Annotated in this window: 17 protein-coding genes, 1 pseudogene and 1 riboswitch; of the genes and pseudogenes, 4 read left to right on the forward strand and 14 right to left on the reverse strand. The window is 40.1% G+C overall.

Features of this window, described 5'->3' with window-relative positions:
- Positions 1 to 30: 30 nt before the first annotated feature.
- The 5 genes from IRB43_RS07305 to IRB43_RS07325 all read right to left on the reverse strand — a co-directional run bounded on the left by IRB43_RS07305 (position 31) and on the right by IRB43_RS07325 (position 4,357).
- Positions 31 to 477: a ferritin-like domain-containing protein gene (locus tag IRB43_RS07305; protein WP_238941869.1), complete on the reverse strand. Its 447-nt coding sequence runs from the start codon at positions 475 to 477 to the stop codon at positions 31 to 33.
- A 107-nt stretch (positions 478 to 584) separates the two neighbouring features.
- On the reverse strand, positions 585 to 1,178 hold the full coding sequence (locus tag IRB43_RS07310) for a DUF421 domain-containing protein (RefSeq protein WP_203362774.1): 594 nt from the start codon (positions 1,176 to 1,178) through the stop codon (positions 585 to 587).
- A gap of 48 nt (positions 1,179 to 1,226) precedes the next feature.
- Positions 1,227 to 1,892, reverse strand: a complete 666-nt coding sequence (locus IRB43_RS07315; protein ID WP_238941870.1) for a phosphatase PAP2 family protein — start codon at positions 1,890 to 1,892, stop codon at positions 1,227 to 1,229.
- 58 nt (positions 1,893 to 1,950) lie between these two features.
- Positions 1,951 to 2,943, reverse strand: a complete 993-nt coding sequence (dapF, locus tag IRB43_RS07320; protein WP_203362775.1) for a diaminopimelate epimerase — start codon at positions 2,941 to 2,943, stop codon at positions 1,951 to 1,953.
- Between the two features lie 127 nt (positions 2,944 to 3,070).
- Positions 3,071 to 4,357: an NCS2 family permease gene (locus IRB43_RS07325; protein WP_203362776.1), complete on the reverse strand. Its 1,287-nt coding sequence runs from the start codon at positions 4,355 to 4,357 to the stop codon at positions 3,071 to 3,073.
- Between the two features lie 287 nt (positions 4,358 to 4,644).
- Between IRB43_RS07325 and IRB43_RS07330 the strand changes: the two genes are divergently transcribed.
- Positions 4,645 to 5,520 (forward strand): polysaccharide deacetylase family protein, encoded by an 876-nt coding sequence (locus IRB43_RS07330; protein ID WP_203362777.1) that lies wholly within the window; start codon positions 4,645 to 4,647, stop codon positions 5,518 to 5,520.
- A 47-nt stretch (positions 5,521 to 5,567) separates the two neighbouring features.
- Here the strand turns inward: IRB43_RS07330 and IRB43_RS07335 are convergent, their stop codons facing one another.
- The 3 genes from IRB43_RS07335 to IRB43_RS07345 all read right to left on the reverse strand — a co-directional run bounded on the left by IRB43_RS07335 (position 5,568) and on the right by IRB43_RS07345 (position 7,052).
- Positions 5,568 to 6,152, reverse strand: coding sequence for an SCO family protein (locus IRB43_RS07335; RefSeq protein ID WP_203362778.1), 585 nt, complete (start codon positions 6,150 to 6,152; stop codon positions 5,568 to 5,570).
- 25 nt (positions 6,153 to 6,177) lie between these two features.
- The gene (locus tag IRB43_RS07340) at positions 6,178 to 6,567 is read right to left on the reverse strand and encodes a hypothetical protein (RefSeq protein ID WP_203362779.1); all 390 of its coding nucleotides are present in this window, start codon (positions 6,565 to 6,567) and stop codon (positions 6,178 to 6,180) included.
- A gap of 65 nt (positions 6,568 to 6,632) precedes the next feature.
- Positions 6,633 to 7,052 carry a hypothetical protein gene (locus tag IRB43_RS07345; protein ID WP_203362780.1) on the reverse strand — a complete coding sequence of 140 codons (420 nt, stop codon included), beginning with the start codon at positions 7,050 to 7,052 and terminating at the stop codon, positions 6,633 to 6,635.
- Between the two features lie 853 nt (positions 7,053 to 7,905).
- Here IRB43_RS07345 and IRB43_RS18175 point away from each other — a divergent pair.
- A pseudogene (locus tag IRB43_RS18175) lies at positions 7,906 to 8,121 on the forward strand (HAMP domain-containing protein); the annotation flags it as partial.
- 123 nt (positions 8,122 to 8,244) lie between these two features.
- Positions 8,245 to 9,066 carry a methyl-accepting chemotaxis protein gene (locus IRB43_RS18180; protein WP_481748124.1) on the forward strand — a complete coding sequence of 274 codons (822 nt, stop codon included), beginning with the start codon at positions 8,245 to 8,247 and terminating at the stop codon, positions 9,064 to 9,066.
- Positions 9,067 to 9,130: 64 nt separating this feature from the next.
- Here the strand turns inward: IRB43_RS18180 and ribH are convergent, their stop codons facing one another.
- The 4 genes from ribH to ribD are packed head-to-tail and all read right to left on the reverse strand — an operon-like array spanning position 9,131 to position 12,579.
- On the reverse strand, positions 9,131 to 9,601 hold the full coding sequence (gene ribH, locus IRB43_RS07355; RefSeq protein WP_203362782.1) for a 6,7-dimethyl-8-ribityllumazine synthase: 471 nt from the start codon (positions 9,599 to 9,601) through the stop codon (positions 9,131 to 9,133).
- A gap of 18 nt (positions 9,602 to 9,619) precedes the next feature.
- Entirely contained in the window at positions 9,620 to 10,813 is a 1,194-nt protein-coding gene (locus tag IRB43_RS07360) for a bifunctional 3,4-dihydroxy-2-butanone-4-phosphate synthase/GTP cyclohydrolase II (protein WP_203362783.1), read from the reverse strand.
- A 21-nt stretch (positions 10,814 to 10,834) separates the two neighbouring features.
- The gene (gene ribE, locus IRB43_RS07365) at positions 10,835 to 11,482 is read right to left on the reverse strand and encodes a riboflavin synthase (RefSeq protein WP_203362784.1); all 648 of its coding nucleotides are present in this window, start codon (positions 11,480 to 11,482) and stop codon (positions 10,835 to 10,837) included.
- Complete coding sequence (gene ribD / locus IRB43_RS07370; RefSeq protein ID WP_203362785.1) at positions 11,464 to 12,579, reverse strand: bifunctional diaminohydroxyphosphoribosylaminopyrimidine deaminase/5-amino-6-(5-phosphoribosylamino)uracil reductase RibD; 1,116 nt, start codon at positions 12,577 to 12,579, stop codon at positions 11,464 to 11,466. Before ribD ends, ribE begins: the two co-directional genes overlap by 19 nt.
- A gap of 152 nt (positions 12,580 to 12,731) precedes the next feature.
- A riboswitch (FMN riboswitch) is annotated at positions 12,732 to 12,874 on the reverse strand.
- Positions 12,875 to 13,806: 932 nt separating this feature from the next.
- On the opposite strand from ribD, the gene IRB43_RS07375 reads away from it, so the two are divergent.
- Complete coding sequence (locus IRB43_RS07375) at positions 13,807 to 14,028, forward strand: hypothetical protein (protein WP_203362824.1); 222 nt, start codon at positions 13,807 to 13,809, stop codon at positions 14,026 to 14,028.
- Positions 14,029 to 14,078: 50 nt separating this feature from the next.
- Here IRB43_RS07375 and IRB43_RS07380 read toward each other — a convergent pair whose 3' ends face one another.
- Together IRB43_RS07380 and IRB43_RS07385 are read right to left on the reverse strand one after the other, a co-directional pair.
- Positions 14,079 to 14,435, reverse strand: coding sequence for a hypothetical protein (locus IRB43_RS07380; RefSeq protein ID WP_203362786.1), 357 nt, complete (start codon positions 14,433 to 14,435; stop codon positions 14,079 to 14,081).
- A gap of 17 nt (positions 14,436 to 14,452) precedes the next feature.
- Positions 14,453 to 14,926, reverse strand: a complete 474-nt coding sequence (locus IRB43_RS07385; RefSeq protein WP_203362787.1) for a DUF4879 domain-containing protein — start codon at positions 14,924 to 14,926, stop codon at positions 14,453 to 14,455.
- Between the last annotated feature and the right edge of the window lie 26 nt (positions 14,927 to 14,952).

Raw genomic sequence — 14,952 nt, forward strand, 5'->3', positions numbered from 1 at the left:
ATTCACGTGCTCTCGTCGTTTCCCCTATCCTCATTTGCGAATACCTGTCTGTCTAGCAATTTGTCTAAATAACTGTTCATGGCGGGCTTCATCTTCAGCTGCCTGCAAAAATCGGCGCTTTGTCGCTACATCTGTTGTGCGTGCGGCAATGCTACGATAAAAAGCAGGCGTTTTTCCTTCATCCTTCAACGCTTCAATTACACCTTCTCGAAAATTTTTTGGTAAAACAGCGCTCGTTAGATTGGGATAGCCTCCTGCTAAGCGATTATAACTACGGCTAAACGCATGTAAATGTCGAATTTCATCTTGGCGTATACCTAAAATTATTTGCTTGATTTCGTTATTTGGAGCCATGTTCGCTAAAGCGGAATAATATTGAATAGCCTGGTGCTCGTCATTAGCCGCCCGATTAATATCACGATGCAATGCTTGATTTTGACGATATTCTTCGTAGTAGTAGTTATGCAAGGTCCTCATCTCCCCTTATTCATTTGTCACAATAGTATAATATGAAGAAGATGGGGATTTGACATTGTATTCAATAGGCACGCCCCATTTGATTCGCCGCCCATCTACTGCCTAGCTCATTGCAATCGTTCAGGAACAGGCGGAAGAGAAGAGTGTGGATCTGTTTCTTTAAATAAGGGGCTAGCAGGCTTCTCGATAGGAGAAGGAAATAAATGAGGAAATAAATCATACAAATCTTTTTTGGTGAGCGGCTTATATTCTTCTTTTAGTTCATAGCCGATTTTCCCATTTGGCTCCACTGTTGTCCACTTGACATGATCAATGCTTGAGACACCTTGTTCCCGCAGTTTCGTCTCCAGTTGATCTACTGTATAACGGAGTTTTCGCAAATTCTTTTCTACGAGCTGGCCGTCTTGAACAACAGGAATAGCCACTCCTGTCAACAGCCATTCCATGAAATTAAATTTGAGTTGCAGCCACTCCATAAACAACAACAATATAATAAATACAGAAGCTGCCGTAACCGAACCTAACACCTTATGTTCAATAAATGGCTGAATAATAATGGAACCGATCGAGATCATAATCACCGTTTGAACCACAGTCATATGGGTAACCGATTTCCTTCCAGCAATTCGTAACAGCACAATCCCTACTAAAAGCATTAAGCATGCTTTTCCCACTACTTCAAGAAACCCTTCCACATTCATGTTTGCCGCACACCTCCATTGCTGTTAGTGTAACACGCGAAAAAAAGATTATTCGTTTCTCCGCTGCAGGTGGTCTTGATAGTAATGAAAGACAGCGATACAGAAAATGAGCCACGCTGCTCCAGCTGTAAATCCACCAGTAACATCACTTGGATAATGCACACCTAAATAAATACGTGTCAGCCCGATGAGAAAAACGAGACAAACCGCAGCTACTGTACCAGTAACTTTCGCCCAGCGATGACGCAACAATTCAAATAATAAAAACGCAATCGCTCCGTAAAAAATAAACGAGCCCATCGAATGCCCACTCGGAAAGCTGTATCCTCCTTGTTCAATTAGACGCAAAATATCCGGGCGCTGCCGCTTAAATAGATCTTTTAACAATCCGTTAAACCATCCACCTAGCGCCACCGTTAGTACGAAAAACAAAGCATAGCTAAACCGTTTTTTTAAGAGTAAAATCAACGTTATCAATATGGTCCCAGCTGTCATCCAGCGAACGGAACCTAAGTTGGTAATAAAAATCATTTTCTGTGTTCGCCCTTCATTAATCCATGATTGCACTTCATGAATCACCGCTAAATCAAACGCTTCTACTTGATGCGCTTTTAATGCAGCCACTATCTCAATAAAGCCCCATATGAAAGCGCATAATAAAGCTATTAACACTCCATAATACACCACTGTTCGCTGTTTTTCTGCTTGATTCAAGTTTGCTTTTCTCCTTTCTCATTTGGAAATGAAAAAGAGGCTCACTCGCCTCTTTTCCTTACATGATTCCTTTTTCACTTAGCAGATCCTTCACAGATTGTCGTAGCTTTTCGTATTGAGCCTGCTCATTTCGATCACGCTTCTCTCCAATCGTAAACGCCGTTGGACGATTAAGTTCTACTGTCACTTCGACATCATAAAGGTACGTTGCATTACCGATTAAATCGATATAGAACTCATCTCCGCCTTTCGGATGAGCAATGCAACGGACTTTTCCGCCATTATTATATACATCAATCGGCTCATCAAATTGATTAAAGCCTAATAAACAAGTCACTAAGCTAGAAGACGACATTGCTGTGCCACACGCATTCGTGAACCCAACCCCACGCTCAAATGTGCGAACGTAAATCTTTCCCTCTTCGATAAAATGAACGAAACTGACATTCACGCCATCCGGACAAATCTCATTAGGACCATTCAACTTTTCACTGATCGTTTTCTGTACATCAGATGCTAAATCCGCTTGATCAACCATTGCAATTAAGTGCGGATTTGGCACAGCCAATGCAGAGAATGGAATTGAATCGGATAATTCGCTTACCAGTTCATTTAATAATGTCTTCTTGCCGTCTACCTTCATCGGTAAGTGCTTTAGCTCAAACAATACAGGAGAAATTTCTACACGGTATGTCGGAACATTTTCATACAAATCCTCTTCCCGATTCACTTGTAAATTCGCTTTCATCGTCTCGACAACAATTTCATCTTTTCCAAGCAAATCACATACGTAGCGGCCTAAACAGCGAAGACCATTACCGCACATAGATGCCTCTGAACCATCCGAATTAAAAATTCGCATTTTCGCATCCGCTTGTTCACTTTCCATGACAAACAAAATTCCATCGGCACCAAGACTTGATGAGCGGCTACATAAAGCAAGGGACAATTCTCTTCTCTCTTCTTCAGTAAAAGAATAGCCATACGTCCATTCATCAATTATTAAAAAATCATTGCTTGATCCATGACATTTCGTTACTTTTATTTCCATTTCTCTCTCTCCTTCGTTGACAAAAACTTTTTTATAGCATACCAAATGCAGGGGCTCATGGTCTATGGAAGAGAGAAAATGTTACAAAAATATAAAAAGTGGCGAGAAAATTCTCACCACTTTCTTCTTATATATAATGCAGCACAAAATTAAACAAGAATAAAGCTGCAATGACATACAATAGCCAAGATACTTCTCGCCCTTTACCGGTGATGACTTTCAGCAACGGATATAGAATAAATCCGGTCGCCATACCGTCTGCGATACTATACGTAAATGGAATCATCACGATGATTAAGATTGCCGGAAAAGCTTCGGTTAATTCCGATAAATCCAAATGGCGAATATTTTGCACCATCAGTCCGCCAATAATGATGAGAACAGGGGCAATCGCCATGTCCGGAATCCATTTCATATAAGGAATCGCAAAAATGGACAATAGAAATAAAATACCCGTCGTTAACGATGTCAAACCTGTTCGCCCGCCCGTAGCAATCGCAGCTGATGACTCAACGGTTGCGACAGTTGAACTCGTACCGAATAGACCCGATGTGAAAGTAGATGCGGCCGTAGCTTGAAGACTTCGTTTAAATTTTTCAGGTTGGTTCGCAAACTCAGTATGTCCATGAACAAGACCAATGTTTTCAAACACGAGCACCATCGTTAATGAAAAGATTGCCGTCCAAAACGGAATCTCCATCCAGCGGTGGAATGAAAAAGCGCCGAACACATCTTTATATATCGCAAAGGACATCGATGTATTCCCTACTTCCGGCAATAATCCGCATACGGCAGTTAACACCGTGCCGAACAAAATGCTCCATAAAAAGCCACCTTGCAGCCCTTTAATAAATACAAACAAAGCAAACAATAAGGTGACCATCGTAATGATGACAGACGGATCACTCAAATCTCCTAAAGCTACAAGAGCATTCTCGCCGCGAACAATTATACCGCCTTTTTCTAACCCGATCAGCATTAAAAACAAGCCAAGTCCGACTGAAATAGCCTCCTTTAATGTAGTCGGGATGGCAGCATTGAGCCAATCCGCCATTTTCGTCAATGAGACTAACATAAAAACCACTCCAGAAATGACTACCACTCCAAGTGCTTCTTGCCAGCTTAACCCCATAGACTGAACGAACGTGTAGGCAAACATCGCATTAATTCCCATGCCTGGCACTAATAAAATCGGTGCATTCGCCCAAAAGGCCATCATCATGCAGCCAAAAACAGCACTTAAAATAGTCGCAACGACCGCTCCTTCAAACGGAACTCCGGCCTCCGACAAAATGAGCGAATTCACAGCTACGATATAAATGATCGTGAAGAAACCGATCGCTCCCGCTGTTACCTCTCTTTTTATTGTCGTGCCGTGCTCAACTAATTGAAAAAATCCTCCATTCTTTTTCATCTACATGTACCTCTCGTACAACGCCCTCTCCCTACCCGCTATTTGCCTTCGCAAACAGCCACAAACTGTATTTTAGCAAAGACATTCCCGAAGAACAATCATGTTTTTCAACACTTTAATTATCAGAAAAATAACTTTTTCGTAATCTTCCATAGATTGCTATTTAAATAGTGAAAAATATGTTAACATAGACACGATAAGTTACTTCATCTCTTCAGTCATTTAGATTGTTCGAGGTAGATTTTGCCATTACATAGCATTAAAAACGAAAAGTGGAGTGAGTTTCATTGAAAGCAAGAGAAAAAAGAAAGAACGGCAACATTCGATTACTAATGATGATTGTGGTATTATTATTTACTTCTTTTAGCTTAGCAACCTATCATTTGATCCAGAAGAAACAAGCGGTTGCTCTAGCCGAACAAAAAGAAATCGAGAAGCAAGAGCAAGTTAAAAGAGAGAAAGAACAAGCAAAACGGGAGGCAGAGGAAGCCCAAAGAAAGAAAGAAGAGGAAGAACGCCAAAAGTTTCCGCAAATTGCTCCTGCTCCTGTTATTCCTGCTGAAGAAAAGACGGTCTATTTAACATTTGATGATGGGCCTTTTGATGTATCTATGCAAATACTAGATCTTCTTGACAAATATAATGCAAAAGCTACTTTCTTCATGTTAGAACCGAACATCCGCAAGCATCCGCAAGCGGTTCAAGAAATGGTAAAAAGAGGACATGCCATCGGGATGCACGGTGTGACACATGATGTAAAACAAGTGTATCGCAGCGCTGATTCAGTGGCGTCTGAGATGAAAGCCGGTCAACAAGCCATTAAAGAAATTACTGGCTATGAAACACATTTAATTCGAACACCTTACGGGTCATTTCCTCATATGAAACCAAACTATAAACAAAAAGTAAACGAAGCAGGGTTTAAAATGTGGGATTGGACGGTTGATAGTCTTGATTGGAAATTCCGTAGCCCTGCCTATGTCAATCATGTCATTAATCATTTAAGTCCTGCAAAAGCGCAAAGCAGAGGTGAAATCATCTTATTGCATGAAAAGCCAGCAACCGCTCAATCTTTAGCGAACTTGCTTAAATATTTGCAAGACAACGGGTACGCGATGCGTGCATTAAATGAAAATACAGAGCCATATCAATTACGTCCATAAAAAAGTCTCCCTGCCTATCTAACGATGGATACGCGGGGGGACTTTTTTTACAATGAATCCATCAATTGCAAAAGATGATCAGCCACTTTCTCGATATTGACCTGTTGATCACCGACAGCCATATCATGATGCGACCTAATTTGCTGATGGCCATCAACGAGATACATACTCGTTGAATGCGTCACATAGCCTGCTTCATCCTTTTCATAAAACATACTAAAACGATCTGCAAACCTTTTTGTCTCTTGCTCAGATCCCCGTAAAAATAACCAATTATTGCTTGAAATTTGAAATGCCTCTTTATACTGTAATATCCGTTCTTTCGTATCATAGTCTGGATCTAATGTGATCGATAGAATGAGATACTGATCCTCTGACACTCCTTTCTCTTTCATGATTTGTTGCAATCCCTTTAAATCTGCCATCGTCGTCGGACAAATATCAGGGCATTTCGTGTAAAAGAACATAACCAACAAAGGCTTGCCCTTCATATTGAATTCTTTGCCTCTTACTTCCTCCAGTACCGGCTCTTGTACCTTCCCAAGCTTCGGTAACTCAACTGATTTCGGCCACAAAAATAAGATGATCAGAAAACCGATTACAAATAACGTTCCGATTGTGAATATCCGCATCCCGCTCTCCTTTCATTTCTTATGACTACACCCGAAATGAATAGCGAATCAACAACATCGTGATCGTATGAAGAATGGTTATAAAAAAAGCAAGCCGATACATATTTAAAACAAGCATTTCCTCAGCATTGAGGGGAATATTGCATACAGCCGGGTTTTGCATGACAACGGCGAGCATCGAGCCCATGATAGCACCCATCGCTCCGCTATATAAACTCAGCACTTTTGCCGGAGCTTTCATTACTCGGCTGAACCACCAACCAATGAATGTTCCAAGAAATATTGACGAAATAGAAAGAAGTGAATGCAGCAATTTAAGATGAAGAGCTAATACAAAAGCAGAAACCATCACTACGGTCATACAAAGTGTCATTGAAAATCGTTCATCCAATAATAGCTGCTTCTTTTTTAGCATCTGATAGACAATGCAAGAAACTACTACATTCCATAGAAAGAAAAGAATAAGCAGCACGATGGCTATCACGACCTTTTAACGGAAATATACATCAGCCATACACTCATCACTAATAACACATGAATAAACAAAATAAATAAATCCATTCCTTCTACTACCGTACCAATCATTGGCGCCATTAACCCGATCATCATGCCATTCGTCCATCCCGTCATGAATGTTTGATCATCAAACACTAAACCAAACAAAGCTCCTACTGCCGCACCTATTAATGTGGAAAGGATCGTAATCAGCGTATAATGAAATGGATACTGCACAATCAACAACACACCAGACAATATCGCCGCCATCCCTCCCATTAACAGGCTAATATTCATTCCCAACTGAAAGCCGATGAAGCGCCTCATCCGAAACACATACGAATAAAAGGCCACCCCGATGCAAACATCCATATAAAGAAGAAACAAAAAGACTGACTGCGACATAGGTACTCCTTTATCTTATTCATAGAATCAAATCATCACAGTGTATGCTTGGATTGGCTCATTCATGAATCGTGTAGGTCAACTATAAAAGTAATAACATTCATCGTGTATAAAAGCTTATTTATAGATGAATTTTCTACTTAACTTATCGATTCATTATTTTAGATCTCCATTTCTTCAAATAAATATTTTTTGGTAATTTATCCAAAAACAAAACTTTCTTCTAAAACTGCTATGTAGTATTATTGTTTCAGGTATTAAGTCATATTTATGTATAGGAGAAAACAAAATGAGCAAAAGTATAGGGTTTAAAATGGTCTTAATATTTTCATCTATTGTGTTGCTATCATGTCTTATTATTTCCTATATTAGCTATATTTCTTCTGTTCGTTTAGTGGAAGATTCGTTAAGCGCTGTAGCTGGAAATATCGCAAAACAAGCAGCCGAAGAAATCGACATCAATAAATACAACGAAGAAATCACAGTGGAGGCTGGAGAAACAGAATATTATAAAGAAGTGCGAACAGAATTAAACAATATAAGAGAAAAAACCGGATTGACTTATTTATATACGCTCGCTCGTGAAAAAAATGGAGATGGATACGATTATTTTTATATGGTAGATGGCAAACCACTAAATGACGAGGAAGCAGCAAAATTAGGTGATAAAGAAGATGTCACTAAATTCCCTCAAATTGCAAAGGCATTTGAAACAGGGGATATACAAATTGAAGTGACAAACACCGAAGAATATGGAGGTCTTGTGACGACATTTGTTCCGCTAAAGACCAATTCTGGTGAAGTCATTGGTATAGTAGGGGCAGACCTAGATGCAACTCAAGTGTATAACTCAATGAGTTCATATAAAAACAAAACGATTATTTTTTCTCTCATTATTCTATTAACTAGTATAATAATTGTATATGTATTTACTCATTACTTGGTCAAACCTTTAAGAAGCTTAACTAAGCAGATTTCACAAGTAGGCAACGGCGACCTATCCATTGTACTTGAACACAAGCGAAAAGATGAAATAGGCATTTTAACCAAATCATTTCAGCAAATGATGAATGAATTAAAGAAAATTATTCAAGGCATAAATAATAATTCGGTCCAGTTAGTGAACGCATCGAACCAACTATTACACAGCACAAATGAAGTGAAGGAAGGCAATCATCAAATCTGCTTCACGATGAACGAACTATCCGATGGAGCCGATAAACAAGCCAATTCTGCTACTGAAATTTCTCAAACCATGAAACATTTTACTCATCAAATTCAAGAAGCAAGCGATAAAGGAATGGAACTTAGTCATCGTTCCAACAAGGTGATGGAACTAACAAACAAAGGCTATACTTTAATGAGTGAATCAGAAGAACAAATGGATACCATTCACCAAGAAGTCATGGAATCTATTAAAAAGGTAAAAGGATTAGATTTACAAACAAAAGAAATCTCCAAGCTCGTTCAAGTGATTCAAGACATTTCTGATCAAACGAATTTATTGGCATTAAACGCCGCGATCGAAGCAGCTCGTGCAGGAGAACATGGAAAAGGCTTTGCTGTAGTAGCTGATGAAGTTCGTAAATTAGCTGAAGAAGTATCAGGGTCCATAGGGAATATTGTCGAAATTGTCGAAGGCGTTCAGAATGAATCAAAAGACACAGTAGCCGCTTTGCAACATAGCCACACACAAGTCACAGAAGGAGCAAGAAAGATTAAAGTCACAGGAGAAACATTTAAGGAAATTAATCAATCTGTATTGGATATGCAAACAAAAATACAGAATATTTCCAATAACTTGAACGTGATTTTCAAACAAAGTGAGAATATTAATTATTCTCTAGAAAATGTAGCTTCAACAGCCGAAGAATCCTCGGCCGGAATTGAAGAAATTTCAGCCACCATTCAGCAATCGACTAGCGTTATGGAGGAGATTGTCATCAATTCTAAATCAGTGGCCGAATTAGCTGAAGAGTTAAACCAATCCGTTGGTCATTTTAAATTAAAATAACAAATATTCAAAAGGGGCCCGAAATCATTTCGAGTCCCTTTTGAATATTTTGATTTCCTCTTTTTTATCCTTCGATCGACTTCACAAGATTCGCCATCTCAATCGCCGTCGCCGCTGCTTCCCAGCCTTTGTTACCAGCTTTTGTTCCGGCGCGTTCAATCGCTTGTTCGATCGTATCTGTCGTTAATACGCCAAAGATCACCGGCACACCTGATTGCATCGCCGCTTGAGCCACTCCTTTTGTTGCTTCATTGCTCACGTATTCAAAATGAGCGGTAGAGCCCCGAATAACCGTTCCGAGCGTCACCACTGCATCATACTTGCCACTATCCGCCATCTTTTTCGCAATTAACGGAATTTCAAAAGCACCTGGCACCCAAGCAACTTCGACATCCTCTTCATTGACTCCATGACGGCGAAGCGCATCTTCTGCTCCGCTCAACAGCTTGCCTGTAATAAATTCATTAAAACGTGCCACAACGATCCCAATTTTCAGCCCTGTACCAATTAAATTTCCTTCATATGTTCTGCTCATCTCAAATCTCTCCCTTTTTTATAAATGTAGCATATGTCCTAGTTTGGATATTTTCGTCTCTAAATAGTGCCTGTTTTCTTCTTTCGGTGGCATTTCGATCGGTACGCGCTCGACAACTTCAAGTCCGTATCCTTTTAATCCAGAAATTTTGCGCGGATTATTCGTTAATAGACGCATCTCCTTCACACCGAGATTGCGTAAAATTTGGGCGCCGATGCCGTAATCACGCAAATCATCCGCAAAGCCTAATTTTTCATTTGCTTCCACCGTATCGAAGCCTTGCTCTTGCAGCTTATACGCCTTTAATTTATTGATCAAACCAATGCCGCGGCCTTCTTGACGCATATACAGTAAAATCCCCCGCCCCTCAGCTTCAATTTGCCGCAGTGCCGCCACCAGCTGAGGACCGCAATCACAGCGGCAAGAGCCGAACACATCTCCTGTTAAGCATTCTGAATGAACGCGAACGAGAACGGGCTCGCCATCAGTCACATTACCTTTTACTAAGGCGACATGCTCTTTTCCTGATAATTTCTCCGTGAAACCAACGGCTTGAAAATGACCAAAATCCGTCGGCAAGTCAATCTCTACTTCGCGAGTGATTAACTCTTCCTTTTTGCGGCGATACTCAATTAAATGTTGAATCGTAATCAGCTTTAAGTCTAGTTCCTCAGCCATTGTCACTAAGTCCGGAAGCCTTGCCATCGAGCCATCTTCTTTCATGATTTCACAAATCACTCCAGCTCCCTTCACGCCGGCAAGATGAGCCAAATCCACAGCTGCTTCTGTATGACCTGCTCGTTTTAATACGCCCCCCTTTTTCGCAACAAGCGGGAAAATATGACCCGGCTGCTTGAAGTCCTCTGGCACTGCCTCCTCTTTTAACATTTCTTGAATCGTCGCCGCCCGTTCAAACGCACTAATGCCGGTATGCGTCGATTTATGGTCAATACTAACAGTAAAAGCCGTGCCATGGCTGTCCGTATTATTCGTTACCATCATTTGCAAGCCGAGCTTCTCAGCAATCTCTTCTTCCACAGGCACGCAAATCAAGCCGCGCCCCATTTTCGCCATAAAATTGACCATTTCCGCATCGGCAAACTCTGCTAACCCGATAAAATCTCCTTCATTTTCGCGATCCTCATCATCGACAACGATCACGACTTTCCCTTGCTTCAAGTCCGCTAATGCTTCTTCGATTGATGCAAACATATCTATTCACCCCTGTTTTTATTATGCAAATCCATGCTTTTGTAATAAATCCATCGTAACAGTAGAGGTTTTCTCTTCTTTTTTCTGATTAAGCATTCGCTCAATATATTTGGCCAATAAATCACACTCAATATTGACCGGATCACCGATATTTTTCTCTGACAAAATCGTTTCCTCCTGCGTATGGGGAATAAGAGAAATCATTAGCTTTTTGTCATCTACCGCAAAAATCGTTAATGACGTTCCATCCAAGGCAACCGAGCCTTTGCGTAAAAAATAGTGGGAATATTCTTCAGGATATTCGATCTCAATATAAAGCGCATTTTCCACTCTTTTTTTACTAACGATCGTGCCGACACCATCAATATGACCAGAAACGAAATGCCCACCGAAGCGGCCGTTCGCCGCCATCGCTCGCTCTAAATTCACTTTCGACCCACGCATTAACACACGCAGTGACGTCGCATGAAACGTCTCTGGCATGACATCCGCGGTAAAATGAGTAGCAGTAAAACTCGTGACTGTTAAACAAACACCATTCACAGCAATACTATCACCAAGCTTCACATCTCTAAGCACAGTGTTCGCTTTAATGGCTAACTCTAGTGACTGAGCACCTGCTTTCACGCTTTCCACTGTTCCGACTTCTTCTATAATCCCTGTGAACAATTCGTTTCACTTCCTTCTTTCGGCGAGGCGGTTATTTTTATATCTTGTCCAATAATTTCAACTTTTTCGAACGTTAATGGAACCGCTTCATCCATGATCGCAAATCCTTGACCACCAACCGCAGTTGGCGCGAGCTTCCCGCCGATCAATTTCGGTGCGACATAAATTAACATCTTTTGAAATGCTCTTTTTTCAATAAAGGATGCATTAATCTCGCTTCCTCCTTCTACAAGAAGCGTCATGATGCCGATGTCTCCTAGCTTTTTCAGTAAAAGTGGAATATCAATCTCACGCGTTTGTAAGCGAATCACTTTCACCTCTTGTTCAATTAATTGCAGCTCTTTTGACTGAGGCGCCTCTTGTCCACAAACAACGATCGTTTCCGCTTGTTTATTTTTCACAACATTGGCGGTGAGCGGAATCCGCAAATGCGTATCTAATACAACTCGAATGGGGTGTTTACCTCCCTGGGGCAGACGGGTGGTTAAGATGGGGTTATCTTGTAAAATGGTATTGATGCCAACTAAAATCGCATCCTGTTGATGACGAATATAGTGCACATCCTCTCTTGCTTGCTCACTCGTAATCCAGCGACTATGTCCGGTATACGCAGCTGTTTTGCCATCGGCTGTTATGGCTGTTTTCATCGTGACGTATGGTGTTTTCGTTTGAATAAAATGAAAAAATGGTGCTAATAATTCCGAAGCTTCCTTCTCGCAAATGCCTGTCTCTACTTCAATCCCGGCCGCTCGCAACCTGTCAATTCCTCTTCCAGCCACCGCCGGATTCGGATCCATGACCGCGATATATACTTTCTTAATACCTTTCGCAATCGTCAAATCCGCACAAGGTGGTGTCTTCCCGTAATGAGAACAAGGCTCAAGCGTCACATACAAATCCGCTCCCCTTGCTTCCTCACCAGCAGCGGCCAATGCATGTACCTCCGCATGGCCCTCTCCCGCTTTCATATGGGCACCCATACCAATCACGCGGCCATCCTTCACCACAACAGCTCCCACCGGTGGATTCGGCGACGTCTGACCTCGAACTCCTTCAGCGAGCGACAACGCGATTTTCATATAATGTTCTCGTAACATCGTCCCTAGCCATCGCTCCTCTCTTTCTAATTCGTCCAATGAAACACATCAATTGACAGCCCATCAATCGACAAAAGCCCCTTATTTATAAAAAATAAGGGGCATAATGGCATAAACAAATAAGCGTCTAAAAATATAATTTTTAAAAACGCCTCATCCTTCTCCCATCCAGACTATACTGTCGGTTTCGGAATTTCACCGAATCAACCACAAACAAAACCGCATGCAGTTCACGGACTAAGAGCCACCGCTCATCACCGCCGGTAGGGAATTTCACCCTGCCCCGAAGGATATACTATTCAAGTTAATTCTTATTATTACCTTGGAAGTGTGATTGTGTCAAGGGTTTAGGTGTTCGCTATCTGATTAATTTGGGTTGAAACTGAAGGTTGTTGACCAATTTCGTCAACAATTCGTCAACAACTTCTAGCCTGAAATGCTTATGAAATTAAAAGCTTCCCAATTGTGAGGGCTTTACACTTCAACAACCTATATTCAACGTAGTATGTTATAAATCTGTTGATCAAATTAGTAGATCATGCTATTTTAAATGTGTACCACATACTATGTGGAATGTAAATTAATTTTAAATTGTTAATATATCTAAACTATGTGGAAAAATCTCTGATAACAGTTATCAGGGATTTTTTATTTACATCGAAAAAAGCCCCCATCCATACGTACATGGAGTTCAACAACAAGAAAAACCTGGTCACCAATAAAGTGCCAGGGTAAATTAAACAATACAACAGGCCCCTCTCACACGAGAAGGGCTCTTTCTATTTGAATAGTAAATAATACGTAAAAATATTTTAAAAAAAGCAAAAAAATATCAAGCAATCCGCTCTACATACCTCAAATAACATGTTGTTATTAATATATAAGGAAGTGATGATAAATGAGTAGAATAGAGAGAAGGCGTGAGATGAAAGAACGCCGAAGAGAAAAAGCGATGATAACAGTAGCCGTCACTAATGTTATCACCGCAATCCTAAATTTCCTAAAAGCGCTCCTAGGCTAAAGGAAATGGAGGACGAGGGCGAAAGCCCTCCCCTCTGCTCTCTATTATACAACAATTAAAGAGGTGATGCAGGCATGAAATACACATTGTTAATGGTGCTATCTATAATTGCTCTGCTGTTGACGATTATCACATTTTTCATGTGATCCAAAAACCTCTCTATTCTGCTCAAATCTCAAATAAATAATAAGTTAGAGGTGATTAAAGTGACTAAAGAAGAATACGAAAAGTATCAAAAATGGTGTCAGGAAAACCTTGTTATGGCAGCTGAAGGTCATAAAATTACAGGTCAATCTTTGATAGGATTTAATCAATCCGTTACATTAGGAAAGATTAAACCATTCCTTGAATTCGGAGAGGCTCGTAAAACAAGATTATACTTGCGATCTGACTTAGAAGAGTATGCGAAAACTAAACGTATTAGATAAACGCAAATAAGCCCCCATCCAATCGGACAGGGGCTTTGCTGTTACTCTAATTAGATGCTTTTTTCATATTTTGCAATCAACGTTTCATTATTACCTACTAAACCCAAATTAAAAGCTTTTTTCACGATATCCCCAACTTGCATGTTGAAATAAGGTGAATTAGATGAAAATCTCATTTGATCCTGTAAAAATTGATTGTGAAACTTCGAAATATCTCTCGCTTTATTTGAATTGACTACTTTGTTTTTCTCAACAGCTTCTTTAAACTCTGAAAAACCAATCTCAGCTTTATGAGTATTCAAACTTTCAGCTTTATCAACTCCACCATGACCATACATTTGAGTGACCCATGGAACTATAGTTAATTGATTATATGCCTTAAAGTATGCTACATCAGATGCATTCATTCTTGTATTCACTCTCCTTAATTTTCAATTTTAAAATAAATATAATCAGAATAAGTATTACTGCTAGCATAATCTAAACCAGTAATTTCTATTGTACCAGAACCTACTAAACTCATAGGGATATCATAATATTTGATATAGCCATAAACAATTCTATCTCTACCTACAAGATAATCAGTTAGTTTATATAACTCTTTAGTTTTATGTGTGATATCCTCTCCACCACTTTTAATTCTTAAAAATCCATTTCTTACCGTACCTTCCTCGTATATCGCAATACGAACAGTCTCACCTTTTAAAGGTTTTTCCGCATGTCGTTGATAACGCGTAAGTTTTTCCATAACAAAGTCATTACCATCTGAAGTGATCCCCACTATCTGTACATCTGTAAGTCGTGGTGCTGGCCCTGCCGAAGATTCACTTGGTGCTACCCAAAATACTGCAGACATAGTTAAAGCTAATGTTACTAAAACCGAAAATACTTTCTTCATTTTACCATTCCTCCTTATATATGTAA

The organism is Bacillus sp. REN10, from assembly GCF_016820555.1.
GTDB lineage: Bacteria > Bacillota > Bacilli > Bacillales > Domibacillaceae > Bacillus_CE.

Bases quoted from the DNA above. Each gene is read 5' to 3' on its own strand.
- IRB43_RS07305 (WP_238941869.1), bottom strand. From the start codon at position 477: ATGAGGACCTTGCATAACTACTACTACGAAGAATATCGTCAAAATCAA.
- IRB43_RS07310 (WP_203362774.1), bottom strand. From the start codon at position 1,178: ATGAATGTGGAAGGGTTTCTTGAAGTAGTGGGAAAAGCATGCTTAATG.
- dapF (WP_203362775.1), bottom strand. From the start codon at position 2,943: ATGGAAATAAAAGTAACGAAATGTCATGGATCAAGCAATGATTTTTTA.
- IRB43_RS07325 (WP_203362776.1), bottom strand. From the start codon at position 4,357: ATGAAAAAGAATGGAGGATTTTTTCAATTAGTTGAGCACGGCACGACA.
- IRB43_RS07335 (WP_203362778.1), bottom strand. From the start codon at position 6,152: ATGCGGATATTCACAATCGGAACGTTATTTGTAATCGGTTTTCTGATC.
- IRB43_RS07340 (WP_203362779.1), bottom strand. From the start codon at position 6,567: ATGCTAAAAAAGAAGCAGCTATTATTGGATGAACGATTTTCAATGACA.
- IRB43_RS07345 (WP_203362780.1), bottom strand. From the start codon at position 7,052: ATGTCGCAGTCAGTCTTTTTGTTTCTTCTTTATATGGATGTTTGCATC.
- IRB43_RS18180 (WP_481748124.1), top strand. From the start codon at position 8,245: ATGAACGAACTATCCGATGGAGCCGATAAACAAGCCAATTCTGCTACT.
- ribH (WP_203362782.1), bottom strand. From the start codon at position 9,601: ATGAGCAGAACATATGAAGGAAATTTAATTGGTACAGGGCTGAAAATT.
- IRB43_RS07360 (WP_203362783.1), bottom strand. From the start codon at position 10,813: ATGTTTGCATCAATCGAAGAAGCATTAGCGGACTTGAAGCAAGGGAAA.
- ribD (WP_203362785.1), bottom strand. From the start codon at position 12,579: ATGTTACGAGAACATTATATGAAAATCGCGTTGTCGCTCGCTGAAGGA.
- IRB43_RS07380 (WP_203362786.1), bottom strand. From the start codon at position 14,435: ATGAATGCATCTGATGTAGCATACTTTAAGGCATATAATCAATTAACT.
- IRB43_RS07385 (WP_203362787.1), bottom strand. From the start codon at position 14,926: ATGAAGAAAGTATTTTCGGTTTTAGTAACATTAGCTTTAACTATGTCT.